23 protein-coding genes and 1 pseudogene are annotated in these 26222 nt (G+C 60.3%); 11 read left to right on the top strand and 13 right to left on the bottom strand.

Annotated features, from left to right (window positions below):
• Window positions 1-13: 13 nt before the first annotated feature.
• On the bottom strand, window positions 14-1372 hold the full coding sequence (locus GQ59_RS06295; RefSeq protein WP_037078883.1) for an ABC transporter substrate-binding protein: 1359 nt from the start codon (window positions 1370-1372) through the stop codon (window positions 14-16).
• Window positions 1373-1777: 405 nt separating this feature from the next.
• On the opposite strand from GQ59_RS06295, the gene GQ59_RS06290 reads away from it, so the two are divergent.
• From GQ59_RS06290 to GQ59_RS06280, 3 genes are all read left to right on the top strand, one after another.
• Window positions 1778-2710 (top strand): LysR family transcriptional regulator, encoded by a 933-nt coding sequence (locus GQ59_RS06290; RefSeq protein ID WP_051903825.1) that lies wholly within the window; start codon window positions 1778-1780, stop codon window positions 2708-2710.
• A 215-nt stretch (window positions 2711-2925) separates the two neighbouring features.
• Complete coding sequence (locus tag GQ59_RS06285; protein WP_051903824.1) at window positions 2926-3846, top strand: sugar phosphate isomerase/epimerase family protein; 921 nt, start codon at window positions 2926-2928, stop codon at window positions 3844-3846.
• Between the two features lie 129 nt (window positions 3847-3975).
• Window positions 3976-5634, top strand: coding sequence for a GMC oxidoreductase (locus GQ59_RS06280; protein WP_037078881.1), 1659 nt, complete (start codon window positions 3976-3978; stop codon window positions 5632-5634).
• Here GQ59_RS06280 and GQ59_RS33000 read toward each other — a convergent pair.
• The 4 genes and pseudogenes from GQ59_RS33000 to GQ59_RS06265 form a co-directional block, all read right to left on the bottom strand.
• Window positions 5616-5878: pseudogene (locus GQ59_RS33000) on the bottom strand (IS30 family transposase); the annotation flags it as partial. The gene GQ59_RS06280 and the pseudogene GQ59_RS33000 sit on opposite strands and share 19 nt — an antisense overlap.
• 96 nt (window positions 5879-5974) lie before the next feature.
• Window positions 5975-7474 carry a tripartite tricarboxylate transporter permease gene (locus GQ59_RS06275; RefSeq protein WP_037078879.1) on the bottom strand — a complete coding sequence of 500 codons (1500 nt, stop codon included), beginning with the start codon at window positions 7472-7474 and terminating at the stop codon, window positions 5975-5977.
• Window positions 7475-7513: 39 nt separating this feature from the next.
• Window positions 7514-7999 (bottom strand): tripartite tricarboxylate transporter TctB family protein, encoded by a 486-nt coding sequence (locus GQ59_RS06270; protein ID WP_244447918.1) that lies wholly within the window; start codon window positions 7997-7999, stop codon window positions 7514-7516.
• A 54-nt stretch (window positions 8000-8053) separates the two neighbouring features.
• Window positions 8054-9034, bottom strand: a complete 981-nt coding sequence (locus tag GQ59_RS06265; protein WP_037078876.1) for a Bug family tripartite tricarboxylate transporter substrate binding protein — start codon at window positions 9032-9034, stop codon at window positions 8054-8056.
• A 239-nt stretch (window positions 9035-9273) separates the two neighbouring features.
• On the opposite strand from GQ59_RS06265, the gene GQ59_RS06260 reads away from it, so the two are divergent.
• Window positions 9274-10299: a LacI family DNA-binding transcriptional regulator gene (locus tag GQ59_RS06260; RefSeq protein WP_037078874.1), complete on the top strand. Its 1026-nt coding sequence runs from the start codon at window positions 9274-9276 to the stop codon at window positions 10297-10299.
• Between the two features lie 9 nt (window positions 10300-10308).
• Here GQ59_RS06260 and GQ59_RS06255 read toward each other — a convergent pair whose 3' ends face one another.
• Window positions 10309-11478 (bottom strand): L-talarate/galactarate dehydratase, encoded by a 1170-nt coding sequence (locus tag GQ59_RS06255; protein WP_037078872.1) that lies wholly within the window; start codon window positions 11476-11478, stop codon window positions 10309-10311.
• Between the two features lie 106 nt (window positions 11479-11584).
• Here GQ59_RS06255 and GQ59_RS06250 point away from each other — a divergent pair, with 106 nt between their 5' ends.
• The 7 genes from GQ59_RS06250 to GQ59_RS06220 all read left to right on the top strand — a co-directional run bounded on the left by GQ59_RS06250 (window position 11585) and on the right by GQ59_RS06220 (window position 17390).
• Window positions 11585-12499, top strand: a complete 915-nt coding sequence (locus tag GQ59_RS06250; protein ID WP_051903823.1) for a LysR family transcriptional regulator — start codon at window positions 11585-11587, stop codon at window positions 12497-12499.
• A 203-nt stretch (window positions 12500-12702) separates the two neighbouring features.
• Window positions 12703-13143, top strand: coding sequence for a helix-turn-helix domain-containing protein (locus GQ59_RS06245; RefSeq protein ID WP_037079211.1), 441 nt, complete (start codon window positions 12703-12705; stop codon window positions 13141-13143).
• A 12-nt stretch (window positions 13144-13155) separates the two neighbouring features.
• Entirely contained in the window at window positions 13156-14967 is a 1812-nt protein-coding gene (locus tag GQ59_RS06240; protein ID WP_037078870.1) for a hypothetical protein, read from the top strand.
• Between the two features lie 32 nt (window positions 14968-14999).
• Complete coding sequence (locus tag GQ59_RS30970; RefSeq protein ID WP_040124903.1) at window positions 15000-15218, top strand: hypothetical protein; 219 nt, start codon at window positions 15000-15002, stop codon at window positions 15216-15218.
• 19 nt (window positions 15219-15237) lie between these two features.
• Window positions 15238-16389, top strand: coding sequence for a YcaO-like family protein (locus GQ59_RS06230; RefSeq protein ID WP_051903822.1), 1152 nt, complete (start codon window positions 15238-15240; stop codon window positions 16387-16389).
• Window positions 16386-17081: a TfuA-like protein gene (locus GQ59_RS06225; protein ID WP_037078866.1), complete on the top strand. Its 696-nt coding sequence runs from the start codon at window positions 16386-16388 to the stop codon at window positions 17079-17081. Before GQ59_RS06230 ends, GQ59_RS06225 begins: the two co-directional genes overlap by 4 nt.
• Window positions 17082-17198: 117 nt before the next feature.
• Window positions 17199-17390 (top strand): hypothetical protein, encoded by a 192-nt coding sequence (locus GQ59_RS06220; protein ID WP_037078863.1) that lies wholly within the window; start codon window positions 17199-17201, stop codon window positions 17388-17390.
• 852 nt (window positions 17391-18242) lie between these two features.
• On the opposite strand, the gene GQ59_RS06210 is transcribed toward GQ59_RS06220, so the two are convergent.
• From GQ59_RS06210 to GQ59_RS06180, 7 genes are all read right to left on the bottom strand, one after another.
• Window positions 18243-19085: an alpha/beta fold hydrolase gene (locus GQ59_RS06210; RefSeq protein ID WP_037078857.1), complete on the bottom strand. Its 843-nt coding sequence runs from the start codon at window positions 19083-19085 to the stop codon at window positions 18243-18245.
• Between the two features lie 155 nt (window positions 19086-19240).
• Window positions 19241-20752 (bottom strand): ABC transporter substrate-binding protein, encoded by a 1512-nt coding sequence (locus tag GQ59_RS06205; protein ID WP_037078856.1) that lies wholly within the window; start codon window positions 20750-20752, stop codon window positions 19241-19243.
• Between the two features lie 196 nt (window positions 20753-20948).
• Entirely contained in the window at window positions 20949-21527 is a 579-nt protein-coding gene (locus tag GQ59_RS06200) for a peroxidase-related enzyme (RefSeq protein ID WP_037078853.1), read from the bottom strand.
• On the bottom strand, window positions 21524-22024 hold the full coding sequence (locus tag GQ59_RS06195; protein WP_037079205.1) for a CMD domain-containing protein: 501 nt from the start codon (window positions 22022-22024) through the stop codon (window positions 21524-21526). The genes GQ59_RS06200 and GQ59_RS06195 overlap by 4 nt, the downstream gene beginning before the upstream one ends.
• A gap of 7 nt (window positions 22025-22031) precedes the next feature.
• A complete protein-coding gene (locus GQ59_RS06190; protein WP_037078851.1) occupies window positions 22032-24293 on the bottom strand; it encodes a molybdopterin-dependent oxidoreductase in 2262 nt (753 codons plus the stop codon).
• 4 nt (window positions 24294-24297) lie between these two features.
• Complete coding sequence (locus tag GQ59_RS06185; RefSeq protein WP_037078848.1) at window positions 24298-25215, bottom strand: ABC transporter ATP-binding protein; 918 nt, start codon at window positions 25213-25215, stop codon at window positions 24298-24300.
• Window positions 25212-26222, bottom strand: a complete 1011-nt coding sequence (locus GQ59_RS06180; RefSeq protein ID WP_037078845.1) for an ABC transporter ATP-binding protein — start codon at window positions 26220-26222, stop codon at window positions 25212-25214. The genes GQ59_RS06185 and GQ59_RS06180 overlap by 4 nt, the downstream gene beginning before the upstream one ends.

The raw sequence follows: 26222 nt of genomic DNA, 5'->3' as shown, positions 1-26222 counted from the left end.
TTGATCGTCCGACTTATCTCGCAGCGTCAATGGACTGCAGGACGCTGTCGAGGCTGCCAGGATCGAGCACATATTGCACAATACCCTTCCACAAGGCCTGGATCACCGGCGGATCGACAACCTGGGTCGGTTGAGCGACAAGCGTCACACCCGGCTTGAGCAGCGTCTCGCGAGCCCGCTTGAGAATCGGGTTGGAATAGTCGCTCGGCTGAACAGCCTGGCTGGCCACGGTCCAGTTGCCGGCGGAAGCCACGAGCTTCTGCGCCTCATCCGAGACGAGGTAGGACAGGAATGCCTTGACCTGCGGCGTATCCTTGAATGCCAGGTAAAGCGTTCCGCCGAAGGTCTCATAGGCCGCATTTTCCGGCTTGCCCGGCACCGGCATGAAATCCAGGTCCTCGATCGGCTTGACCTTCGGATAGATCAGGGTGGTCAGGCTGCCTGCATAGGTCCCCCAAAGAAGAACGGAGCATTGCGGCGGCTCGTAGAATAGTCCGGTACCGACTTTGACGGCGGGCGTCGACATGGCGGCAACCGGGCCACCCGGGATCATCTTGGGGTCGTGGGCGACTTTGCCGAAGGCCTCGAAGGCGGCCTTCACTTCGGGGGCGGTCCAGGAAACCGAGCCATCCGCAAGACCTTTAAGAGTCTTCTGGCCGGAGTTCTTCAGGATGTAAGCCTGGATCCAGTTGCCGGCGAGCGCTCCCGAGGAAGCGCCTCGCTCGTCGGTATAACACCAGGGCGTCTTGCCGGCATTGGCACGCTTCACGGCCCATGCGTCGAACTGCTCCCAGGTCGGCGATGCCTTCGGGCCGTCATAGGTATGGACGTTGTACCAGACCATGAAATTGTTGAGTTCGGTCCACACCCCGTAGATCTTGCCGTTCAGGCTTGCCGCATCGACAAGCCCCGCATCGAATTTGCCCTTGATGGCGGCTTCACCGACCATCGCGCCGACATCCTTCAAAGCCCCCTGCTTGGCGTAGCGCATGAGGTTGTTGATGTTGGTGGAGCCGGCCAGATCAGGCGGATCGCCAGCCTGTACGCGGGTCTGCAGCACCGCGGCAAAATCGGTCGTGCCCGTATAGTCGACGGTAATACCGGTCGCCGCCTGGAAAGGCGCCCAAGCCGCCTTGAGCATGTCAAGCTCCCGGCCGCCGTTGACGCCGAGAACGGATATCTTGCCGCCAATCTTCTGCCCGCCGGTCAGCTTCGATGCATAGGCCTGCGCCGCATCGATGAGAGGCTTGGGAAGCTCCACCGCCTGGGCATATGCCATTCTGTCGGAGGACGCCAACGCCATAGCCACCACGAAACCCATGGACAGCAGTGTCGGCACGCGCGGCGTCTTCTCGGTTCTTAGCAATACCATGATGTATTTACCTCCTGTTTGTACGGTCGTTCGCGGATTCTTGCATTTGCGCGCACGGCTGCCGCCTGCATCTGCCGGAAATGCAGGATGCTTACAGCTTGATCGTGTGTACAAAATCCCGGCGCGGCTCCGGCCCGCCGTTTCCGTTTTTCGTGACTATGACGCTGGGCTTCCAGTCTTCGGAATATTCAGCGCAGTCACCATGTTCCCTTATGCGGCCGGTCTTAGCAGAACGATCACCATGCATCCCGATCCGGTGTCGATATGTCATGGCGGTGTTCCGCCCGGCCTTTATGACACGACACTCCGTGCACCGCGGCTCGAAGTCAAACAACTAACATTGCCCGAGGTATAACCTTTAGTCATACTGCCCCTTGTAAACGCTTTTCGGGCAGCAAGGCCTCCATGAATAAAAACCTGCACCGTCTCGATCTTCGACAGCTTCGGCATTTCATTGCCGTCGTGCACACGGGCAGTTTCAGCATGGCGGCGGAGAACCTGCGGCTAACCCAGCCTGCGCTCAGCAAGAGCATCCGCAGCATGGAGCAATCGCTTGGCGTTCGCCTGCTCGACCGGGGACCGACGGGAATTCAAGTCACATTGTTTGGGCAACGCCTGATCGGCTATAGCGAGTTGCTGCTGTCGCTCGCCGACGAGGCAGTCGATGAAATCGACGCAATGCGCGGAGCACGCCGCGGTTCTCTGCGGATCGGTGGCATGCCCGCAGCGCTGAAGAAGCTTGTGCCCGATGCCCTTGTGCGCTTCACGGCAGCGCGCCCGGATGTCAGCCTTGTCATCCACGAAGGGCTGAACGAGGGCATGCTACCCCAGCTTTTCAACGGCAAGCTGGATATCGTCTTTACGGTCAAGCCCACTGACATCCTGAACGAGGACTTCGAATGGCGGCTGGTTTTGAGCGAACCAGTCGAGATTGTCGCCCACAAATCCCATCCGCTGGCGACGCGCAAGAACCTCGCCCCGGCGGACCTCGCGCCCTATAATTGGGTGCTGCCACCACTGCCGGAGCCAGATCGGATCACCCTTGACGGGGTTTTCAAGGCGGCGGGTCTGCCGAAACCCCGAGTGGTCATGGAAACGACCTCGGTGACCTTCATGACGTCGATGATCGCCAGGACGCAGAACCTCGCCTACCTGACCCGGGCCAGTGTCGAAGGCAGCGGAATGGGGCTGGTGGCGCTCGACTTCAAGGAAGTGTCACTGACACGCAACATCTTTGCCGTGTTCCGGCGCAAGGGCGAATTGCGGCCGACGGTCTCCGCATTGCTGCGGGAGATCGAGCGCACACATGGGGCGACCACAAGCGTCCTCCCGGAATAGAATCGGCTGTCTATGAAAATGAGTTATACCTCGGCCAGTCGAAGTTATTTTATTCGATGAAGGCGCTCATGTACCTCTAAACGTACTCGTCTCATCGGCAACACGCGCAGTAAGGGCATTTCGCATCATCCGGACACCTCGTCCGGCTGCTGGTGGAGGCATGCCAGAGAATTGAGAGACGAGCAGCGCGGAATAACCAAAAGCGGACATTGTTCATGACAGATCCCCAATTTGCTTCCGGCGGCTACAAATTTGCTCTCAATCCCATCCAGTGGTTCGCGACCGAGGACGGCTGGCTCGATCCGACCAAAGGGCCTGCGCCGCGGGACCTGCTGAAGGAGATCGCGCGCTCCGGATTTCACGCCGTTCACGCCCAGGTTCCAGGCGGATGGACGACGGAGGATTATAAGAACGCCCTGAAGGACGCTGGGCTGCAGCCTGCCCCGGGCTACCTGTCGATGGGCTTGCCGGAACACGGTGTCGATATAGCGACAACACTGGAAACGGCGCGCACCAGCGCCGCGCAACAGGCACAGCTCGGCCTGACCGACATGTTCATCGCCACCCGGATGACCAAGGACGCGCCACGTGTCAAACGGCCGGGTGTCGGGGCAGAATTCGACGAGGCCCGCTTTGTTATGATCTTCGACCTCGTCGAGCGAGCCTCGGCAATCCTGAGGGAAGAAGGCGTCAAGGCGGCGCTGCATCCGCATATCGGCACCTGGATCGAGACCGAGGCCGAAACCCGTCGCCTGCTGGACAATATCGGTTCGGATCAGCTCGGTTTCGGCCCGGACACCGGGCATCTGTCATGGGCCGGGGCGGATATCATTGGTCTCATGAGCGATTACCGCGACCGGACACAGGTCGTGCATGTGAAGGATTGCCGGCTGAGTGTGCGCGACGCGGCCAAGGCTGCCGGAAAGAGCTATCAGGAAACCGTCGTGTCCGGGCTTTGGGCGGAACCCGGGACTGGCGAACTTGATCTTGATGGCATGCTCGCTGCACTGGGTCCTGACTTTGACGGCTGGCTGATTGCCGAAGTGGACTTTCCGACGCTTCCGCCATTCGAATGTGCGCAAGCCAGCGCCGAGTGGCTGGCAGATCTGCGGCGCCCAGTCCCCTCTTCCCGTTGAACCGACACGGCGGGACGCCCGCATCAGAGTGGGTCGCTGCATTGGCCGGTCGTTCCGCCCCCACCAACACCCGGAATTCCGTCCATCCCCCGGGACAATACATTTGCCGCAGGCAGGATACTGAAAGCTATGTCTCAAACCGTCTATGATGCACTGGTCGTCGGTTCCGGCGCAGCCGGGTCCTTTGCAGCCAAGGAACTGACTGCCCAAGGCCTGTCGGTCCTTCTCCTGGAGGCGGGACCTTCGGTCGGTCCGAAGGATTTCGACCCCGCTCGCAAGAAGGCGGCGCAGAAAGACATCAACATCTGGGAACGGGCACGCGCGACGGCGAACGGGCAGGCCGTACAGGCGCGCGCGGTCTTCTTCAAGGAGTGGATGAGCCACCTCTTTATCAATGATCGTCGAAACCCCTACACGACGCCGCCGGATGCTCCGTTCCTCTGGATCAGAGGCCGGCAGGCCGGCGGGAGGCTGCACACCTTCGGTCGCGTTCTCCTACGCTGGAGTGACGACGATTTCAGGCTCCATGCCCGGACCGGTCAGGGTGTCGACTGGCCCCTCTCCTATGAGGAACTCGATCCTTTTTATGCCGAAGTCGAATCCTATCTCGGCCTCTACGGCCAGGAAGATCATGTCTCGACGCTGCCCGACGGAATTTACTCGAAGCGGGCAACCCTCACCCCGGCCGAGGAATCGTTCAAGGCAGCCGTTGAGGGACGATGGCCAGAACGGCGCGTCGTATCCTGGCGCTATATCGCTCCGGAAGCCGAACGCATCCCCCGCGCCCTTCGTGATGCGCAGTCGACCGCTCTCCTCGCCATCCGCTACAACGCAGTCGTTCGTCGGATCACCACGGATACTCGGACGGGCCTGGCGACCGGCGCGGAATTTACCGACAGCATCACGGGAAGAACGGAAACGGTCCGGGCTTCGAATGTCGTCGTCTGCGCCTCGCCGATCGAGAGCATCCGGCTTCTCCTGAACTCCGCCTCGTCCCGACATCCGTTTGGCCTTGGCAACAGTTCCGGGGCGTTGGGGCGTTACTTCATGGACCAGCTGCCCTGCCTGGCCATGGGTTCCTTTCCACCGGTCCCCGGCTGGATGAAGGATGATTCCGCGCCGGCAGACCCATTCTATAACGCCTCCGGCGGCATTTTCATCCCGCGGTTCGAACCTTCCGGGGACGGAGGCCAAAGCAGCGATTTCGCTTATCAAGGGGCTGTCGGCAGGGCGGCCGTTTCGAGCGATACGCCCGCTCGCATGGCGTTTTTCGGCTACGGCCAGATGCTGCCCCACGCCGACAACCGCGTGACCCTGGATAGCCGCAAGACGGATACCTGGAACATTCCCGTCCCGCATATCCGCTGTGTCATGAGCGCCGGAGAGCGTGACCTCCTGGCCAGGCAGGAAGAAACCCTGATCGAAATCGTCAGGCAGGCCGGTGGCGACCTGGAATTCATAGGATCGCCGCTCGGGTTGAAGGAAATGGGAAAGGGCGCCTATCCCAATGCTGATGTCTTCAGCCGCTTGATGTTTCGAAAGATGTTCCATCGAAGCATGTCGATGGGCGCCGCCATTCATGAGACAGGCGGTATACGGATGGGGACGTCGCCTGAGACGTCGGTCCTTAACTCGTGGAACCAGAGCTGGGATGTTCCCAACCTTCTCGTTACGGACGCAAGTTCCTTCCCGACGAGCGGGGTCGCCGGAACGACTCTCACGGTCATGGCACTCACGACACGTGCATGCCGGCGCCTCGCTCAGCATGGTCATGGCCGGCCAAAGTGACACGACCGCTCTAACCGAATTGCGGTGCGACAGCCAAGCCATTGGCGCGGCGTTGCGTTGAGCCGGCCGCAGATTTCGATCAGGTCCACATCTCTGACAGTCAGCGGGTCCACGTCTCCCGAAAGACCGTTGGTGTTCCCGACGGTCTCTTATTGCCACGGTGACTGAGGGTCACAGAACCAAGTTTGAGTGCCAATGCTGCCTGCAGACAAGGCCAATCGATAAACCATGTACCACGGTCGAAGGCAGCCGGAGCGCAGGGTGCAATTGATCGGAAGTTTCCCAGACTGCCATATCGGCTTCCTTGTGCCCATCGGCGAGTTCCTGATCGAGTTCAACGCTATTCCGTAAAGGCTTCTTCCCGTTTACGGCTGATGCTCGGCGACAGCACCAGTCCAAGGACAACGACGGCGAAAATCAACAGCGAAAGGCTGAGCGGGCTGCGCAGGAAGATCGACGGATCACCTTGGCTGATGAGCATGGCACGCCGCAGGTTCTCCTCCAGCATCGGCCCGAGAATGAAGCCGAGGAGCAGCGGCGCCGGCTCGAACCGCATCTTGCTGAGCGCAAATCCAATGACGCTGAAACCTGCCATGACAAACACGTCGAAGACGCTGTTATTGATGCTATAGGCGCCAATGCAGCAGAACCCGATAATTGCGGGAAACAGCAGATGGTAAGGCACCGTCAGCATCCGTACCCATAGCCCGATAAGCGGCAGATTAAGGATGACAAGCATGAGATTGCCCGACCACATGGAAACGATCATGCCCCAGAACAATGCCGGCTCGTCCGAGATAACATTAGGGCCGGGCGTGATGCCCTGCATGATCATAGCCCCTACCATCAGGGCCATGACCGGGTTGCCGGGAATTCCGAGCGTCAGCATCGGAATGAACGAAGTCTGCGCACCAGCATTGTTTGCGGATTCGGGTGCCGCGACCCCCTCGATCGCCCCCTTGCCGAACTCAGCCCGGTTCGGGGATATTCGTTTTTCCATTGCATAGGACGCGAAGGATGCGAGCATCGCGCCGCCTCCAGGCAGAACACCAAGAAAGGATCCGAGCGCCGTGCCGCGCAGAATCGGAGCGATAATGCGCTTAAAATCGCTCCTCGTCAGCATCAGCCCGGTCACGCGCTTGACGCCAACCGAACGTTCCTGCTCGCATTCGAGATTGCGAAGGATCTCGCAGATCCCGAATATGCCCATGCTGACCGCGACGAAGTTAAGCCCGTCATAAAGTTCGGGGATGTCGAAGACATAACGTGGGGTACCGCTCTCGACGTCGGTGCCGACGGTGCCAAGCATCAGCCCGAAAACGATCATAGCCATCGCCTTGAGCAACGACCCGCTGGCGAGCGCCACAGAGGCAACCAGCCCCAGAACCATCAGCGAAAAATATTCGGCAGGCCCGAAATTCAGTGCAACCGCAGCCAGAGGAGGGGCTGCCATCGCGAGTAGGATTGTCGCCACCGTTCCGGCGAAGAAGGAGCCAAGTGCGGCCGTCGCCAGCGCAGCACCGGCACGCCCGTTTCGCGCCATCTGATAGCCGTCTATCGCGGTCACGACGGATGAGCTCTCGCCCGGAAGATTGATGAGAATGGCGGTTGTCGAACCACCGTATTGGGCACCATAGAAGATGCCCGCAAGCATGATGAGCGCTGATTCCGGCGGCAGTCCGAAAGTGATCGGCAGGAGCATGGCAATCGTCGCCGTTGGCCCCAGCCCCGGCAACACGCCGATCGCTGTGCCGAGCAGGCACCCGACGAAGCCGTAGAGCAGATTCATCGGCAGGAATGCGGTCGAGGCGCCGAGCCAGAGGTTCGAGAAGATGTCCATAAGCAATCCAATCCGGTTTCGTCGGCCTCGCTGGGAGGGTTATGAAAGGTCGCCGAGAAAAGGGACCCACGGTCCGAACGCGCTGATGGGAAGCGACAAAAGCCGCGTGAACAGCAAGACAGAGCAGACCGCCAGGAACAGGCCGAGGAGGATGGAATGGCGCCAGTTGGCGTATCGGCTAGCAGTCGCGACGCCGACGATCAGGAAAAACATCGTCGGCGCCAAACCCAATCCGGAGAGCAGCACACCGAATCCTACTGGCGCGAGGATGACGAGAAAATAGGCTTTCCAATTCGGTCTCTGGGGCTCCACTCTCTCGGCCTCGACCACCAGGGACTGAAGGATGATGAGCGCGCCTATCGCCATCAGAACCAGGCTGAGCACCGTGGGAAAATAGCCCGGCCCCATCTGGAAAGAGTTTCCGACCTCCAGGTTGCGACCGAACCAGATAAATAGCAGACCCGCACAGATCATGGTCACGCCGCCGATGAAGTCGCGGCCATTTCTTATCTTCAACATGGGCATGACACTCGCGTGGAAAGATGAGCCGGTCGGGCGTCAGCTCCGACCGGCGCGTACTCACTGAGGCGGAACGTTGGCGGCCTTGATCACCTCGGCCCACTTTACCGTTTCCGTGTCGATGAAGGCCTTGAACTCCGCCGACGTGTTACCGACCGGGGTCGCACCCATGCCTTCCAGCTTTGCCTTCATGGCCGGCTCCGCAAGAATAGCCTGAACCTCTTTGCTGAGCTTCTCGACGATTTCCGGCGGCGTGCCGGGAGGCGCAAAGATACCGTGCCACGACGTGGCTTCGAAGCCGGGAATGATGCTCGCCATTGTCGGCACTTCCGGCAGAAGAGCCGCCTTTTCGAGACTGGTCACCGCGAGTGCCCGTACCTTGCCGGCCTTCACCTGCTGCGCTGCCGTCGGAATATTGTCGAACATCATGTCAACATGGCCCGCAACCACATCGAGAATGGCCTGGCTGCTTCCCTTGTAGGGAACGTGGGTCATCTTGATGCCTGCCTTGGTGGCTAAAAGCTCACCGGCAAGATGTATGGACGTGCCCACGCCCGACGAAGCGTAAGTGTGCTTGCCTGGCTCCTTCTTGAGAAGCTCGATGAGCTCCTGGACGGAGGTCGCCTTGATCTTGTCCGGATTGACCACCAAAACGTTCGGCAAGGTCGCGATGAGCGAGATCGGCGCAAACCCCTTTTCCTTGTCGTAGGGCAAGTTCTTGTAAAGCGTCTGATTGATGGCGTTGGAACTTACCGTGCCCATGCCAATCGTATAGCCATCCGGCTTCGACCGCGCGAGATCTCCGAGACCCACATTTCCGCCCGCGCCGGGTTTGTTCTCGACGATAAATCGCTGCCCCAGCCGCTTGTCCAACTGTTCCGCTACGAGGCGGCCGAATGTATCCGTATTCCCCCCCGCGGCGAACGGCACCACCACCGTCACGGTCCTGGATGGATAGTCATCGGCGCGGCTCGACTGCATGCTTGTCGCGGATATTGCAGCCACAACGGCCGCAAACGTCGTGAAACGCTTGAAGTACATAGAACGTCCTCCTTGCCCTGGCCTACAGCCAGCCTCATAAACCCACTCTTTCCAGACCTCCCGGGAAAGTAATGGAAGCGCTTTCATTGTAACTTTAAAATCTCGGCCCGCAAGCATAGGTGGCAAATTTTATACCGCTTTGAATCAGTAAGTTAACCGGTTCGGTCGAAGTTTCTCCGGTTTAGACACTTGTGTGCGCGCTCAATGAAAGCGTAAATCATTTTGCAGGAATGGCGAATATGACAGGTCACGATAAAAACAGAAGAAATCCGACGAATGGGCCGGTCACGCTTGCCGACATCGCAAGGCTGGCCGACGTATCTCCTGTTACCGTCTCGAGAGCTATCAACACGCCAAATCTGGTCAAGCCGCAAACGCTGGAAGCAATCGCCCGCGTCATCGCAAGGACCGGATACGTGCCCAATCTCCTGGCCGGGGGGCTCGCCTCACGAAGAACGAGGTTGATCGCCGCAATCGTGCCGTCGGTCGCCAGCACAATCTTCGCAGAGACCATAGAGGGCCTTAACGCCGAGCTTGTTTCCGCCGGCTACCAGCTCTTGCTTGGACTTTCCGGCTACGATCTCCAACGAGAGCTCGAACTGACCCGGGCGATCCTTGCCCGCCGTCCCGACGGCATTATCCTCACCGGAATCTCTCATCTGAAAGAGACGCGCGCGATGCTGACCGGAGCAGGGTTGCCGATTGTCGAGATCTGGGACTCGACGCCGTCGCCGCTCGATACGGCAGTCGGTTTTTCGCACCTGGCCGTGGGCGTCCTTGTCGCCGAGCACCTTTTGGCGAAGGGATATGACCGCTATGCCCAAATCGGCGCAAATGACCCGCGCGCAGTCCAACGCCGTGATGGCTTCGTCAATCGTCTGGCGGGAATTGCGGAGGTGGAACTGCCGGCGCTCGATATGAACTCGCCATCGACGTTTAGCGACGGACGGGCCGCGATGGCGCAGCTTTTGGACCGGGGACACGGCACGCTCGGCGTCTTCTGTTCGTCGGATGTGGTAGCCCACGGGGCACTGGCCGAAGCCCATTTCCAAGGCTGCAGGATACCGGAGGACCTGGCTATCATCGGCTTTGGCGATTTCGATTTTGCTCCACACACGCATCCTCCGCTAACGACCGTCCGCATCGATCGCCGCGATATCGGCACCAAGGCGGCGCAATCGATCTTAAAAAAAATCGCCGGCAGCGAGGATGTGGGCGCCATGATCAATGTCGATTTCCACATCGTCGCGCGGGGAACTGCCTGACATACGACCTCAAGCTCGCTTGCCGAACTCCGCCGTTCCCCTTGTCCAATGATGCGCCTGCTCGGAAAGCGTGATCCCCAACCCCGGACGGGTCGGCACCGCCATGCGGCCGTCCTTGATCTCCAGCCGCTCGTTGAACAGCGGATCGAGCCAGTCGAAATGTTCGACCCAAGATTCAAGTTCGTACGCTGCCGCCAGGTGCAAATGGATTTCCATGGCAAAATGCGGCGCCAGTTGCAGCTTTTTCGCTTCCGCCAGCGCACAGATCTTCAGGAATTGGGTAATGCCGCCTACCCGTGGAGCGTCCGGCTGGATGAAATCAACGGAATTGTTCTGGATAAGAGATGCATGCTCAAGAACGCTTGCCAGCATTTCGCCGGTCGCGATCGGCGTGTCCAACTGCGCCGCAAGCGCCGCATGCCCTTCAACATCATATGCGTCGAGCGGCTCCTCGATCCAGGTCAGGTTATAAGGCTCCATCAGGCGGCCGAAACGCATGGCGCTCGGCCGGTCCCATTGCTGGTTTGCATCGACCATCATGGCTGCCCGGCCGCCGATGCGGTCGTGAACTGCCGCCACTCGCTTCAGGTCAACATTCATGTCCGGGTGACCGACCTTGATCTTGATGCCTCCGATGCCGGCCGCGACCGACTGCTCGACGTTCTCGAGAACCTCTTCGATCGGAGAAGAAAGGAATCCGCCGGACGTGTTGTAGCATCTGACGGAATTACGGTGTGCGCCCAGCAGCTTTGCGAGCGGCAGACCCGCGCGCTTGGCCTTGAGATCCCACAAGGCCACGTCGAAAGCAGCGATCGCTTGGATGGCAAGACCGCTGCGACCGACGGAGGCGCCAGCCCAGCAGAGTTTGTTCCAGAGCTTGCCGATATCGTTCGGATCTTCACCGATTAACACCTCGGCGATCTCCTTTGCATGCTCGTACTGGCCCGGACCGCCTGCCCGCTTGGAATAACTGAACCCGATGCCGCTATGCCCCTGCCGGGTCTCTATCTCGGCGAACAGGAACGCGACCTCGGTCAGCGGCTTCTGCCGGCCGGTCAGCACCTTTGCATCGCTGATCGGCGTTTTCAGCGGCAGGAAGATCGAGGAAAGCTTGATCCATGCAATGCTGTCTGCACCGCCGATCTGTTGGTTTGAGCCCGTCGTCGAGTGCGTATCCATTCGCCTCACGCCCATAAAGGTTTCGCATCTGGTCTTGACCGTTACCGACCTCACTCATTTAAGTCCAGATTGATTTTTGTAGAGAATCTATACCGGAGTTGGATCGATGCTGGATATGACGCAGGTCAGATCGTTTGTCGTGCTGGCGTCAGAGTTGAATTTTAGCCGTGCCGCTCGCCGCTTGAATATCACGCAGCCACCCCTCAGCCGGCAGATCAAGCTCTTGGAGCAGGAACTGGACGTGACGCTGTTGGAAAGGACGAGCCGGCGGGTCGTTCTGACTCCTGCCGGCATGGTATTCCTGGTGGAAGCCCAAAAGTTGATCGAACAGGGCAATACGGCCACAACAGCGGCGCGGCGAGCGGCACGCGGGAGCGCGGGGTCGGTGAGGATCGCATTTGTGGGAGCGGCAACCTATAGTTTTTTGCCAAAGTTCATCAGTTCCGCACGCACCACCGCTCCTCAGATCGAGTTGGAACTGGTGCAGATGGAGACGGCGGAACAACTCCAGTCGATCAACGCCAGCCGTATCGATCTGGGCTTGTCGCGCCCGTTGATAGGTTCGCATTATCTCGAAAGCGTCTGCGTGGCGCGCGAACCCATGATGCTTGCGATACCTCGGGCTCACCCCCTCGCCGCCAATCGCCGTCCCGCGCTGAACATGCTCGATGGCGAGCCCTTCATCATGTTTTCCGCCCAGGCGCGATATTTGCACGAAAAGCTGGCCGGGCTACTGGCCGAAGCCCGGATTACCCCGCGCATCGTGCAGCACATGACCCATTCACAGGCCATTCTGTCACTGGTGAGCGCCGGCATAGGTTTGGCAATCGTCCCAGGCGAGACCCGGACCGCTTGCTTCGATAGTGTCGTATTACGCCCGATCGATCTCCGCGAAGAATGCGTAGCCGAACTCCACGCCATCTGGAGACCGGACAATCGCAATCGCTTGCTGCAAGACATCCGCGACGTAGCAGCGCGAACGGGAGCCCATGACGGCCACCCTTCCGGAAAGAGCCTTTGAATAACCGTGGGAGGGCATCCAGGACATCCGACCGCGTAACACCCAAAATGTCCGCTACCTGTCACCAGCCGGAACCGCGGAAAGCTATCCTCAAGGACATGTTTTTCGGCGACCTGCTACATAGCGCACACTTTTGCCGGCAGGTCCCAGTTGCACGAAGTCTCGGTTTATACCACTGTGTAGCGTTGACAGAGGGTGCCGTGATGGATCAGAAGATGCCGAACCCGATTGACGTACATGTTGGATCAAGAATCCGACTGAGGCGGGCCATGCTGAAAATGTCCCAGGAAAAACTGGCCGACGGGCTTGGGATTACTTTCCAGCAAGTGCAGAAATACGAAAAGGGAACCAATCGGGTTGGCGCCAGTCGTCTTCAGATGATTGCAACGATACTCGGCGCGCCTGTTGGCTATTTCTTTGCCGATGCGCCAGTCCCGTCGTCGACAACCGATAGCAAGCCTGTCGTGCACGAGGAAGATGCAGTGACCTCCTTTCTGGCAACCCGCGAGGGGGTGGAACTCAATCTGGCATTCCAAAGAGTGGCAAATGCGAAGCTGCGCCAAAACATTGTTCAACTGGTCAAATCACTGGGGCGCCCGTCAGATCTGGATCGCGAGCAGGCGGGTCCAGGCGCAACGCGTTAGCGGATCGTTCCGATGCTCCGGCTTGTGACGTTCGGGGGTATTTGGCTTGCTGACGAGGAACGAGGGACGGTGCCACTGCCACAGAAGGCACTGTTTGGCCTCGTCTATATGCTGGCCAGCGGTGAAACTGAACTACCGCGCGATTACCTGGCGCGGCTGCTCTGGGCGGGCGATCAAGACGCCGCCAAAATCAACTTTCGAAAAATGACCGAGCGCGTGCGGAAATGCGCCTTGGACGGCTGGCCTGCGCCACTCGATTTCACGGCTTCGACCGTACAGCTATCTGCCGAGCCCCTTGAGGCGGATTTCTCCGTCTTCTCCAGTGATCTGGAAGCACTGCCGCGATTGAACGCGATGTCGAAATTGATGACGCGGCAGTTCATGGACGAAGCCAATCTACCCGTCGGCCTAAAACCATGGGTCGAGAAACAACGGTCGGTCCAGTGGCAACGCTTTCGCGCAGGGCTCTTCGAGGCACAAGCCGCCGCGGCGCACCGGTCGGAATGGGCCGATGTCAAGGATAGTGCAAAACAACTCCTCGAACACGATCCGGGCGATTCCGCTGTACGTGAGGTGTTGCTTGGGGCGCATCGTCATGATGACCAACCTGGGCCCTCTAGATCATCGAACAGCCGCGCTGAGTTCACGTTGCCCGCAGGGACGGCAATCGTCCCCTCAATGCCCATGGAACTGCCCCGGCTGGTATTACTTCCTCCGCAGGAGGCAGAGCAAAACGCCGCTTATCCAGCCAGCGCATTGATGGAAGATATCACGATAAGTCTTTGCTCCTTGAGGACGGTGGCGGTCGTTGCTCCGTATACGGCTGCCCGCATCCGGCAGGATGCGGATAAGATGGCTCAGCTGGAGAGACATTCCATCTCCTACGTCCTTGACACGAACATCAGCAGCGAAGGCCTCTTCGTACAGATGATCTTTCTTCCCTCGGACAGCGTTCTGTGGGCGGAACGCTTCCGCCTCAATGCCAGCTCGCTTGCTTCACACCGCAGACAAGTGGCACAGATGATCGTGATGGCAATCAGCGGCCACCTCCAGCGCACCGAAATTGTGCTCGCTGATTACCGTGCTCATCCGGATGTCTATAGGTCCTATCTTACAAGCGCCCAGCATCTCAACAAGTTCACGCTCCCTGAGGTGCGCCGGGCTAGAAATGCCTTTCGAGAAACACTGAGAATGCGCGGGGATTTCGCGCCGGCATTGGCGGGTTTATCCCGTACCTACTCCTGGGAATGGGTCTTGACGGCGCGGGGAGAGACCGAACTGCTGGTTCAGGCGGAAGAAACGGCAAGAAAAGCAGTGGCCCTGCAGCCGGAACTGGCATCGGCGCACCGGGAACTTGGGCTATCGAGGCTTTACCGTGGCGACGTGGACGGAAGCCTGGAGGCATTCGATCGGGCGGAAGGATTGAGCCCACACCTTGCCGACGCAATATGCGGGTATGCCGACGCTCTGGTTCATGCATCGAAGCCTGCCGATGGGTTAGCGAAGATCAGCAACGCTATCCGCCTGAATCCGATATGCCCCGACGATTATTTCTGGATTGCGGCCGGCGCCAGCTATTTCCTGGGTGAATTTCATCAGGCGATCGGCTACATCGACCGAATGGGGGATTCCTCGTCGGCCCGGAGATTGCTTGCGGCGAGCTATGCTATGGCTGGCGATACCGCGAAGGCACGCTTTCATCGCCGCCGGGCTCAGGAGCTCAATCCGCAATTCGATCTCGATAAATGGCTTTCCGTGCTTCCGGTAAAAGAACAATGGCAGAAGGAACTCTACCGTGAGGGCCTGATGAAAGCCGGGTTTTAGATTTTCAGCACCAGCAACCTAAGGGGTAAGATATGGCAAGAGTTGTAATAATCGGACTGCCCGGAGACGATCAGCTTTATCTGGCGGACATTGACGCGGGAACGGTCCTGCCGATGCAGCCGCCAGTGTCCGGACCGCTGGCTGCCGCAAACGATCTTAGAAATGCGGGGGGAACAATTGTCAAAGACGTCAACCTGGCGGTTGCAGTCTCCTCCTCTGAACAGGCTTTCTCTGGTGTCTTCGATGGCTAACCTGCCGACGGCGTAAGCGATGGAGCGCATCTGCTTACCCGAGGAGACCTATGAGCGGGTGCGTCCTTTTCTGAAGACGCTTGGGATAACCCGTATTGGCCGCCAGACCGGACTCGATCATATCGGCATTCCGGTTTGGTGCGCCTATACTCCAAACGCCAAATCGATCGTGGTCGCTCAGGGCAAAGGGCTCACCGATGCCGATGCGAGGACATCCGCGGTCATGGAGGCCATAGAGCGGGCTGTCGCCTGCGATCCGTTCCTGTCAATCAAGAATGCTTCCGCGTCAGCCCTTTCAGATGCCGACGAACGTGTCGACTTGCTTGTGCCGCTCCTTGGCCGGAACCAGCCCGCTCCCCGAGCAACCGAAACTATGGCATTTGCGGCGGGAGAAGACCTCTTCAGTTTTGATCGCGTCTACGTTCCGGCCGAAGCCGTGTCACTCGATCGCACCCTGTCCAACTGCCGGTACTGGCAATCCTCGGACGGCCTTGCATCGGGCAATACGTATGACGAGGCAATTTTCCACGGCCTTCTGGAGCGGATCGAACGCGACGCTCATGTCTTGTGGCAGGTTCTTCCTGAATCTCGCCAGCACTCCAGATGTCTGGAGCCCGACGCATTCAGCGATGAGGACGTCAGGTCCATTATCGTGAAGATCGAGGATGCGGGCATGCTGCTGCGCATGTTCGACATGACAAGCGATATCGGCATACCGTGTATCGGCGTCTTCCTTGCGGCGAAAACCGCGCTCGCGGCGCGTGCGCCGCGGTATGTCGACGTGACGTTCGGCTGCGGCGCTCATCCATCCTCCGAGCGCGCTGCCATGCGCGCGCTAACGGAAGCCGCGCAGTCCCGGGTCACTTATATTAGCGGCGCGCGCGATGACGTATTCCATGAAACCTATCGGCGACCACTGCCAGAGCGGTTGTCAAAGTTGTTTTCTGCCGATCCTTCACGCGGCGTGCCCTTGCCCGGTCCGAACGACCTTGCAGGAATCTTGGGGAACCTGAAACGGTCGGGTATCACCCAAGCAATCGCCGTTCGATTGAGCGAGCCGGCGTTACCCTTCGCGGTCGTCAAGATATTGGTGCCTGGACTGGAAAGTCCCGAGGGAGAGCGACGGTACAGATTTGGCGACAGGGCGATGACAGCATCGTTTACCTCATGAAAGTACTCTTTGTCGGTCCAAGCCTGCCGGACGCAAGACGTTTCGTCGCAGATGATATGATTGTGAGGCCGCCGGCGGTGCAGGGAGACGTGCGGCGGGCGGTCGACGAAGGTGCGCGGGCGATCGGATTGATTGACGGTGCCTTCGAGTATGTGGCCCCCGTCTGGCACAAGGAAATTCTCTACGGTCTCTCGAAAGGCGTGGCGGTCTTTGGAGCGGCGAGCATGGGTGCCTTGCGGGCGGCAGAATGTCACGCCTTCGGCATGACCGGCATTGGGGAAATCTTTGCGGCCTATGCGAGCGAAACCCGTGTCGACGATGCGGATGTCGCCCTGCTGCACGGACCGGAAGAGCTTGGATATGTCGCCATCACCATTCCGATCGTCAATGTAGACGCAACGGTCGCTGCCTGTTGCACACACGGCCTGATCTGCGGCCTGGAGGCGCGACATCTCAAGGAAAGCGCGCGATCTCTGTTCTTCAAGGCCCGTAGCTGGAGCGCGATCGTGGCAAACTGCTCGGAGATCCCGAGTGGGCGGGCCAACGAAGTACTGCGAATTCTTCGCCACAACTATTTGGACCAAAAAAGAGCCGACGCCATAGCCCTGATCGACGCTCTGCGCCAGGCCGAGGCCTATTCTCCCCCCACTCGCTTTGAGTTTAACCGAACATCTCTCTGGCGCGATGACTAGCGTCATCAGCCATGCGTTGTGTCACGGCGATGTCACGCCCGAGGATCCGCAAAGAGTTTTAGATTGCCCACACACGTTGGGGGTTGGTGCATGGCATGCTCGGATTTGCAAACTGATATGGAAGTAGAACTCGTCGCTCTGGCGAGGCTGGTGATCTACGCGAGAGAGATCGCAAAAGGCCTCAAATCGATCGAGGTCGAGGCTGGACTTTCCGTGACCCTTGAAGCGATCACCAAGGAGCTGACTGGTGACCTGGATGTTACGGCGACCCAGCACTCACGCAAAACATCAAGTCAAACCTATCAATAAGCGGGAACCGCGATCGGATGATGGTCGACGGCTCAGGTCGCTGAACGGTGCAGTGGGGGCGGCACAAAGGGCTCGACGGGCGGTATGGAAAGCACGTCGAGCCCTTGCCGCAGTGGGGTAACCGCTGGGGGCGGCCCTGCGGCAGTGGAACTTCCACACGGCTGTCGCCGTCGTCTAGTTCAGTCAGGAAGTGTAACGAATATCCGGTAAATTTCCACCGCAACCGACGAGTATTGGGACAACTTTTGCAGGCACATGATCTCGTCGGCGCACCGGATCCACGCACCGACAACCAACTCCGGCGGAATATCGTCAAAATTGACGAGAAGCTTCCGGCGATCGGAAATGAGATCTTTGGTCAGCGCCACAACATTGCATGAGACCGCCAGGCTTCTCCGGGTCAGCAATCGTTGCTGGCGCGTGTTCTGTGGTTGGACTCGGTTAAAAATCACGGACAAAATTGGGTGAGACTTGCATGAACGCGAGACTTTCAAAAACCTCTTCTGAGGAAGGCATATCGGCCTTCGGAGTTTCAGCCACGCCCAACAATACGGCCGCTGTGAGCCTGCGCGGTCCACAGCGGCCGTGGGTTCAGGTTGACCGCGGAACGGTAGCTGTTTCTCTAGCCCTTCTGAGCGGGCTTTGGTTGCTGGGAGCCTCAATCCTTGTCTATCTGCTGACATAGAGCGTTGATTGTTCTCATGCTGCACTGCGGGCCGGTTCCCGCATTGAGGGCTTCCTGACAGACGACACGGACGTGCACGCCTCACCCAGTCGGCAAGCGGCTGTTGCCGTTTCCAACGCGAACGGATCCTCATACCGATCGGACAGCGGGTTGTGTGTCGCCAAACCTCATTTCGCGGTGCGCGCCAAAAATTCCCTTATCGCGGCGATCACCACCTCGTGCGCTTCGACATGGACCGCGTGGTTCGCGTTCGACACTTCGAGAAGCTCGCCCTTGGGAATGCTTTCAGCGATCAGCCGCGAATGGTTCGGCGGGCAGATCCAGTCTTGCGCACCGCAGACAACCAGCGTCGGAACCGGGATGTCTTTCAGCTTGTCGCGCAGATCGTAGAGGCGTTCCTTGAACAGCGCGTTGTGGGTCTCGGCATGCAGATGCATGGTGCGGGTGCGCTCCAGCGCGGCATCCGGGTCGAATTTTTCGAAATAAAGCGGCTGCAGTGCCAGCCAGATCAGACGCAGTTCGGTATCGTCCTTGACCCTGTCGGAGAACATCTTGTCGAGCATGTCGAGCGAGGCGCTGGTCGCCTTGTGAATACGCTGCTTGAACACCACCATGGCATCGTCTTCGTGGTGGTAGCTGGCGGCGGTGCCGCGCAGGATCAAGCGTGACAGGTTCTGGCCGTATTTCACGGCATAGGTGAGCGCGATCATGCCGCCGAATGAGCCGCCCTCGAGGATGATCTTGCGGCCGCCGCACAGGTTCACGCGAAAGGCCTCGACGTCATCCGCCAGCTGCTCGAACGTATAGGGCGGCGTCAGGCTCGTTTCCCCGCAGCCGCGCTGATCATAGGCAATGACGCGGTATTTGTCTGACAGGACCTTGTAGGCGTTGAACTCTCCGTGGCGATCGCCAATGCCGCGCCCGCCATGCAGCGCGATAATCGGCTCGGCATCGGAATTGCCGATGTCGTCGTAGACGAAGGTGGCGTTGTTGAGGGTCACTGTCGGCATGGGAGTATCCTATCCTGCTGATATGGCGTCCGAGTGCGTGCTTCTGCCGGATCGTCGATCGTCCGGCCGATACTGGATTCGACAACTGCCATGGGCCAATGGAAGACCATCCCGCCTCGGCGGGAAGCGGGATGGCGAAATTTGGCGTCCTGGACTCAGTTGGCCGCAGGCTTCATGTCGAAAGCGCGGACCCAGTCGTCGCCCCGGGCGGTCCAGGTGATACGCTTGGACAGGCCGTAGGTGGCGGGCTGGGTATAGAGGAAGAGCGCCGGCGCCTCGTCGCACATCACCTCGGTCGCCTTCTTGTAGGCCGCCTGGCGCTTCGCCACGTCCATGGTCGAGCGGCCATCCGCCAGGGCTTTGCCGAAATCGGCATTCTCCCAATAGGCATACATGTTGCCTGGCGCGAAGAGGGTCAGAAGACCATCGGCATCGATCGTCGGCCATGCCTGGCTGAGCAGGCTCATGCGGCCGAGGTCCTTGGTCTTCAGATACTTGTCCATATATGCGCTGAACTGCATCTCGACGATCTTGGTCTTGACGCCGATCTCTTCCAGCTGGCTGGCGACGGCCTGGACGACTTCCTCGCCGTTGAGGTAGATGCCCGTCGGCACTTCGATTTCGATCGGCTCGGCCGGCGGACCGCCTGCCTTCTTCAAAAGTTCGGCCGCCTTTTCCGGATCATAGGCATAGGGCTTCATATCGGTGTTGAAGCCGAAATAGCTCTTCGATGTCACCTGGCACTTGGCGATCTCGGCCTGGTCGTTGAAGATCGCCTTGACGATGCCTTCCTTGTCGATGGCGTAGTTCAGCGCCTGGCGAAGCAGTTTGTTGTCGAGCGGCGGCTTCAGCGTGTTGAACTTGATGAAGGCGGTGCGGGTGCTCGGCACCGCGCCGGCCTGGGCGCTGCCGCTCGTCTTGATCCGGGTAATTTCCGTGGTCGGGATAGAGTTGATGAAATCGACCTCCCCCGCAAGCAGCGCGGCGACACGGCTGGCGGCATCCGGAATGATGCGGACGACGACCTTGCCAAAATCCGGCTTTGGACCCCAATATTGCGTATTGGCGTCGAGGGTGATGCTCTCGCCCGGCTTGACGGAGGAGATGACATAGGCGCCGCCCGAAGCGGTCTCGGTCGCCGGTTTGTGCCCGGCGGCCCATTTCGGGGGCAGCAGGAAGAACATCGACAGCTGGCCGATCATCGCCGGATAGGGCGAGCTCGTCTTGATCTCGATCTCGGTCGGGCTGATGACCTTGACGTCGGAGATCAGCGCGAACCAGGCCTTGATGCGGGCATTGACGGCCGGGTCGCGCACACGGTCAAAGTTCCATTTGACCACTTCGGCGTCGATCTTCTCGCCGTCGCTGAACGTGGCGTCCGACCGCAGCTTGATGCGCCAGGTCAGATCGTCGACGTTCGTCCAATCGGTTGCAAGAGCCGGAGCGATCTTCATGTCGGGCCCGCGCAGAACCAGCGACGGATAGATGTGGCTGAGCAGGCTGAGATCGGTGCCGACGGATGCCGTCATATGCGGATCGAACGTGTTGATCGTGTTGGTGATCGCAATGGTCAGCGTCTTGTCCTGTGCGAGCGCCGGTGTCGAGATCGTGGCGCCGAGCGAAAGTGCGGCGATTGCCGCAGAGATTGATTTTCTGGTCACGTCCATTCCCTTCTGATTAATTCCTATTGGTTTTCACGGGCTTACACTGCGTTCTCAAGAGACGCTTTTCCTCTATTCGGCGCCCTTGAGCATAAGCGGATCGAATTTGCGAAGATTGCAGAACGTTTCGGTCATCCCCCTGCCGGGAACGATGATCGGCTTGTCCGGGGAGCTGGCGGTCATGCTGTTTCCTCCCTTCCGTTCATTTGGCTTCGACAGGGACAGAATGACCAAGCGTGTGCATCAGCCGGTTCGCCCAGCCAAAAATGGCGGCGGAGTGGATGAGATCGACGATGTCGGCCTTCGACATGCCATGATCGCGAAGGGCCTGTACCTGCTCCCTGGTGGCCTGCGACGGCGTCTCGGACAGCGCCTTGCAGAAATCGACGATCGCCTGGGTCCTGGCATCGAACGGACCTGCGAGGCCCCGCACATAGATTTCCTCGACGACATCCTCGCGGCCCGACAGTTCGACATAACGGCGGGCATGGACCGAGGCGCAGTAGACGCAGCGATTGACGGCAGAGGCGACGAGCGCGCCCAGTTCCCGCTCCGCCCGGTCGAGGCCGCCCTTGGCATACATGATGGCATTGAACAGTTTCGTGCGGGCCACGTAGGATTCCGGATCATGCGCGAGCGTGCGCACATAGGGGGAAACCTTGGTATTGGACGGTGTCACCTGCATCGCAGCCAGCTGTTCTTCGCTCGCCGTGGCAACGTCCACCGGCTCGATATAGGGCGACCAGGAGAGCGCCTTGACCTTGAAACGCGCCGTGCTCATTCGACCTCCTCCAGCAGGCTGAGGCCGACAAGGACACGGGCTTCATAGTTGACGAAGGCAATCAGCTCGGACAGCGCGATGATCTGCGGATTGGTGAGGCCCGCCTTTTTGAGGCGCTCGATATCTGCCCTGCTGCTGTTACGCGGCGTCCGGGTGACAAGATCGGCGTGGCGGATGATGGCACTGGTAAAGGCATCGGCTGCAGCCGCGATTTCCGCGCCGGAGGCGATGGAGGCAAGGTCCGGATCGCTGCCGGCATCGTCCAGGATCAGATCATAGACCGCCGCCAGGTCCTCACGGCCGATGAAGCGGGCCATGCGGGAGGCGAGCGCGGCGCGCAGAGCATGGCTGAGGCCAAAGCCATGATTTGGACTGAGCACCGTTTCGCGGCACAGTTCCGTGCCCTCCACGAATTCCGGTCGTTCGCGGCGGATCGCGTAGAGCTCGGAGCCTGGCTTCAAGCCGGATAGGATGTCGATCTGGTCCAAGTCACTCATTCCCATCTTAGGTTCCACCTGCGGATCCGGTCCATGGACGGATCGAAATCAGGCATGAATTGGGGGCGGTCGCCTGCGACAGATGCGAGGCGGGTGTAATCGCTGTCAGCGTGTTCGGGTTGCCGCCGTGATCGACGCCATCCGCATCGGGGCGGAACCAGCCGCCGGTCGCAAGCACGGCGACACCTGGCATCAGGCCATCGTCGATCGTCAGCGCCGCGATCGTTCGGCCGCGGTCGTTGTAAAGCTCGCAAAGGTCGTCCTGTTTCAGGGTAAGACGCCTGGCGTCGATCACGCTCAGCGTGAACCGCTCATAGCCGTCAAGCTTGGCTGCCTGGCTCGCCGGACCGTATTCGAGCTGGCCATGCAGGCGGTGGGCGGGTTGCGGAGACAGGAGATGGAACGGATGTTTGGCCGAAAGCGGCGCCCCAAGCCACTCCTCCGGTGCCAGCCAGACGGGATGGCCGGCGATGTCGGAATAACCGAAGCCGCGGACAGCACTCGACCCGATTTCGATCCTCCCGCTCGCCGTTTTCAGCGGGGCCGCATTCGGGTCTCTGACGAAATCTCGAAAATGGTTCGCGGGCGAAGGCGCAAGCTCGCCTTCGTCGAGCGCGGCATAACCCCGAAGGCGAAACGCCTGGAAATCCGGCAGTTCCGGATAACGCTCGCGATAACCTTCGTAGATCCGGGCGAGCCAGTCGTCGATGCTCAGCCCCTCGTCGAACTGCTGGCGGCAACCGAGTTCTTCGGCGATCAGGCAATAGGCTTCGTGATCGGTCAAGATACCGGCGGGTGGATCCATCACACGGCGGCTGTAGACCAGCCAGTTCTCGCGCGACGCCGCCGCAACATCATCGCGCTCGAAGGGAAACGCCGACGGAAGGACGATGTCCGCCATCTTGGCAGTGGCAGTCCACATGTTCTCGGTGACGATCACGGTCTCGGGACGACGGAAAGCCTCGGTCAGCCGGTTGAGGTCCTGATGATGGTGGAAGGGATTGCCGCCTGCCCACCAGACGAGCCGGATATCCGGCAGTTCGAGGACCTGCCCGTCATAGTCGATCCGCCCGCCCGGATTTTCGAGCAGATCGGTGATCCGTGCCACCGGAATGAAGCTGCGGACCGGGTTGGGGCCCTGTTCGAACGCCGGCCCTTTCAGGCGCCGCACCGGCTGGCCGACGGAATTGACGGCTGTCAGCCCGAAGGAGAAACCGCAGCCGCGCTTGCCGACATGACCCGCCATCGAGCCGAGCGTGATCGCAGCCCAGAAGGGCTGTTCGCCACGCCGCGCCCGTTGCAGCGACCAGGCGACGTTGATCAGGCTCGGCACGTCATGCAGGTCTTCGGCGATCTCGACAATGGTTTGCGCCGGCACGCCGGAAATCGCCGAGGCCCATTCGGCATCCTTGGCGATGCCGTCCGCCTCGCCGACCAGATAGCTCTCGAAATCGCAATAGCCGGTCGTGCAGCGTTTCAGGAAATCGCGGTCGAACAAGCCTTGGGCGAGCAGCGTATGGCACATGCCGAGCATGACCGCGGCATCCGTATTCGGACGCAGGGGAATATGCCGGACGTTTAGACCGGAGGGCGCATCGCTCGAAGCGGGGCTGAACACGACGATGCACACACCCTTGTCCTGGCAGCGCCGCAGCCATTCGACGGCGCGGTGGCTGCCGGTCCCTCCCGACTCCACCTGCGCATTGCTCAGCCGGAAGCCGCCGAACCCGACCAGCAGCCGGCAACCGTCGGCAATGTCGTTCCAGGACGGCGAGGTATCGCAGGCATCCTTGTAGTCCGGACCGAGGATATGCGGCAGAAGAACGGCCGCAGCACCATAGGAATAGCTGTTGACGGAAGAGGTGAAGCCGCCGGCGAGATTGAGCAGTCGCTTGAGCTGGCTCTGCGCATGGTGGAAACGGCCGGCGCTGGCCCAGCCGTAAGAGCCGCCGAAGATCGCCTGGTTGCCGTGGATCTGGCGCACGCGCCGAAGCTCGCCGGCGATCAGGCTTGCGGCCTTGTCCCAGCTTATCTCGACGAAATCTTCGCGGCCGCGCGAAACACCGGTGGCGGCAAGAGGCCCCTTCTCCAGCCAGGACTTGCGGACCATCGGGGCGCGGATGCGCTCCGGATGGTCGGCCAGATCCAGGTAACCGAGACCCATTTCCGAAGGGTCCGGATCGTGACGGAACGGCAGGAGCTTGCGCTTCCCGTTCGCATCCGTGCCGACTTCGTAAGTGCCGAAATGGGTTGCGAACAGATGCGTCATTTTCTCAAGCCTCCAGCACGAAATGACGGTTGCCGACGGGGCGCAGAACGGCGTCCTCCGGCGGCAGGTTGGCGCCGACGTCGAAGACGAGCGGCCGGCGATTCCGTTCGATATCCGGGTCGGGAACCGGGATCGCCGAAAGCAGCGCCTTCGTATAGGCATGCTGCGGGTTTTCGAAAATCGCGTCGCAGGGGCCGATTTCGACGATGCGCCCGCGCAGCATGACCGCCACCCGGTGGCAGAGATAACGGATCATCGACAGGTCGTGGGCGATGAACAGGTAGGTCAATCCGAGCTCGTCCTGAAGATCCTGAAACAGATTGACGATCTGCGCCTGGATGGACACGTCGAGTGCGGTGATCGGCTCGTCGGCGACGATGAAGGCGGGATTGAGCGCGATCGCCCGCGCGATATTGACGCGCTGGCGCTGGCCGCCGGAAAACTCGTGCGGATAACGCTTCATGAAGGACGGATCGAGGCCGACTTTGGTAAACAGCGAGGCGACGCGATCCTCACGCTCGCGGCGGGAACCGCCCAGTTTATGAACCTCCAGCGGCTCACCGACAAATTCGCCCACCGTCATGCGCGGATTGAGCGAGGCATAGGGATCCTGGAAGATGACCTGCATGTCGCGCCGGTAAGGCTTCAACATCGGCTTGCTCAGGCCGGTGATATTCTCGCCCTTGTAGAGGATGTCGCCGCTGGTCGGCGCCTCGAGCTGGAGCAGCACTCGGCCGGTCGTGCTCTTGCCCGAGCCGGATTCGCCGACAAGGCCGAGCGTCTCGCCGGGCGCGATGTCGAAGCTGACATTGTCGACGGCCTTCAGGGCCCGCGTCGAACCGCCGAACAAACGCTTCTCGCCGCCATAGGTCTTGCAGAGGTTCTGGACCGAAACCAGCGGTTTCATGGTGCTCTCGCTCATGGCTGCACCTGCGTGGCGGCAAGCTCGGCACGAAGATCGTACCAGGCGGCCGCCTTGTGGCCGGCAACGCTGCCCTCGACTTCGCCAAGCGGCGGCGTCTCGATGCGGCAGCGCTCGGTCGCGAAGGGATTGCGCGGCGCGAAAGGATCGCCGATCGGCTCCTTGGTCAGGTCCGGCGGATTGCCGGGGATCTGGTAAAGCCGGGTCACGCCTCGACGGCCGCCATGCGGCAGCGACTTCAGAAGGCCCCAGGTATAGGCGTTGCGGGGATCGTGGAACACGGCGCGGACCGGGCCGCGCTCCATGATCCGGCCGCCATACATGACCTGAACCGTATCGGCGAGGCCGGCGACGACGCCCATGTCGTGGGTGATCCAGATGACGGTGGTGCCGATCTTCTTCTTGAGATCGCGCACCAGATCGAGGATCTGCGCCTGAACGGTGACGTCGAGCGCCGTGGTCGCCTCGTCGGCGATCAGCAGCTTCGGATTGCACGAAATGCCGATCGCGATCATCACACGCTGGCGCATGCCGCCGGAAAACTCGTGCGGATATTGTCTGGCGCGGCGGGCGGCATCGGGGATGCCGACGAGTTCGAGCAGTTCGACGACGCGCGTCCGCGCCTGGCTTGCCGACATGCCGAAATGCCGCCGCAGCGGCTCGGCGATCTGCCGCTCGATGGTCAGGACCGGATTGAGCGAGGTCATCGGATCCTGGAAGACGAAGCCGATTTCCTTGCCGCGCACTTCGAACAGTTCGCGTTGCGACAGCGCCAGCAGGTCGCGGCCGTTGAACAGGACTTCGCCGCTGACGATACGGCCGGGCGGCGTCGCGATCAGCCCGACCATGGACAGGGCATGGACACTCTTGCCCGAGCCGGATTCGCCGACGATGCCAAGCGTCTCGCCCTCTTCCAGGCTGTAGGACACGTCGTTGACGGCATGCACGGTGCCGGCCGGCGTGTCGAACGCGACGGTAAGATTGCGGACCTCGAGCAGGGGTGCCAT

It is taken from the genome of Neorhizobium vignae (assembly GCF_000732195.1).
In the GTDB taxonomy this organism is placed as follows: Bacteria; Pseudomonadota; Alphaproteobacteria; order Rhizobiales; family Rhizobiaceae; genus Neorhizobium; species Neorhizobium vignae.
Note: the sequence above shows the minus strand (reverse complement) of the source record. Positions and strands in the feature narration are given on the sequence as shown.

Bases quoted from the DNA above. Each gene is read 5' to 3' on its own strand.
- GQ59_RS06295 (WP_037078883.1), bottom strand. From the start codon at position 1,372: ATGGTATTGCTAAGAACCGAGAAGACGCCGCGCGTGCCGACACTGCTG.
- GQ59_RS06290 (WP_051903825.1), top strand. From the start codon at position 1,778: ATGAATAAAAACCTGCACCGTCTCGATCTTCGACAGCTTCGGCATTTC.
- GQ59_RS06285 (WP_051903824.1), top strand. From the start codon at position 2,926: ATGACAGATCCCCAATTTGCTTCCGGCGGCTACAAATTTGCTCTCAAT.
- GQ59_RS06280 (WP_037078881.1), top strand. From the start codon at position 3,976: ATGTCTCAAACCGTCTATGATGCACTGGTCGTCGGTTCCGGCGCAGCC.
- GQ59_RS06275 (WP_037078879.1), bottom strand. From the start codon at position 7,474: ATGGACATCTTCTCGAACCTCTGGCTCGGCGCCTCGACCGCATTCCTG.
- GQ59_RS06270 (WP_244447918.1), bottom strand. From the start codon at position 7,999: ATGCCCATGTTGAAGATAAGAAATGGCCGCGACTTCATCGGCGGCGTG.
- GQ59_RS06265 (WP_037078876.1), bottom strand. From the start codon at position 9,034: ATGTACTTCAAGCGTTTCACGACGTTTGCGGCCGTTGTGGCTGCAATA.
- GQ59_RS06260 (WP_037078874.1), top strand. From the start codon at position 9,274: ATGACAGGTCACGATAAAAACAGAAGAAATCCGACGAATGGGCCGGTC.
- GQ59_RS06255 (WP_037078872.1), bottom strand. From the start codon at position 11,478: ATGGATACGCACTCGACGACGGGCTCAAACCAACAGATCGGCGGTGCA.
- GQ59_RS06250 (WP_051903823.1), top strand. From the start codon at position 11,585: ATGCTGGATATGACGCAGGTCAGATCGTTTGTCGTGCTGGCGTCAGAG.
- GQ59_RS06245 (WP_037079211.1), top strand. From the start codon at position 12,703: ATGGATCAGAAGATGCCGAACCCGATTGACGTACATGTTGGATCAAGA.
- GQ59_RS06240 (WP_037078870.1), top strand. From the start codon at position 13,156: ATGCTCCGGCTTGTGACGTTCGGGGGTATTTGGCTTGCTGACGAGGAA.
- GQ59_RS30970 (WP_040124903.1), top strand. From the start codon at position 15,000: ATGGCAAGAGTTGTAATAATCGGACTGCCCGGAGACGATCAGCTTTAT.
- GQ59_RS06230 (WP_051903822.1), top strand. From the start codon at position 15,238: ATGGAGCGCATCTGCTTACCCGAGGAGACCTATGAGCGGGTGCGTCCT.
- GQ59_RS06225 (WP_037078866.1), top strand. From the start codon at position 16,386: ATGAAAGTACTCTTTGTCGGTCCAAGCCTGCCGGACGCAAGACGTTTC.
- GQ59_RS06220 (WP_037078863.1), top strand. From the start codon at position 17,199: ATGGAAGTAGAACTCGTCGCTCTGGCGAGGCTGGTGATCTACGCGAGA.
- GQ59_RS06210 (WP_037078857.1), bottom strand. From the start codon at position 19,085: ATGCCGACAGTGACCCTCAACAACGCCACCTTCGTCTACGACGACATC.
- GQ59_RS06205 (WP_037078856.1), bottom strand. From the start codon at position 20,752: ATGGACGTGACCAGAAAATCAATCTCTGCGGCAATCGCCGCACTTTCG.
- GQ59_RS06200 (WP_037078853.1), bottom strand. From the start codon at position 21,527: ATGAGCACGGCGCGTTTCAAGGTCAAGGCGCTCTCCTGGTCGCCCTAT.
- GQ59_RS06195 (WP_037079205.1), bottom strand. From the start codon at position 22,024: ATGAGTGACTTGGACCAGATCGACATCCTATCCGGCTTGAAGCCAGGC.
- GQ59_RS06190 (WP_037078851.1), bottom strand. From the start codon at position 24,293: ATGACGCATCTGTTCGCAACCCATTTCGGCACTTACGAAGTCGGCACG.
- GQ59_RS06185 (WP_037078848.1), bottom strand. From the start codon at position 25,215: ATGAGCGAGAGCACCATGAAACCGCTGGTTTCGGTCCAGAACCTCTGC.
- GQ59_RS06180 (WP_037078845.1), bottom strand. From the start codon at position 26,222: ATGGCACCCCTGCTCGAGGTCCGCAATCTTACCGTCGCGTTCGACACG.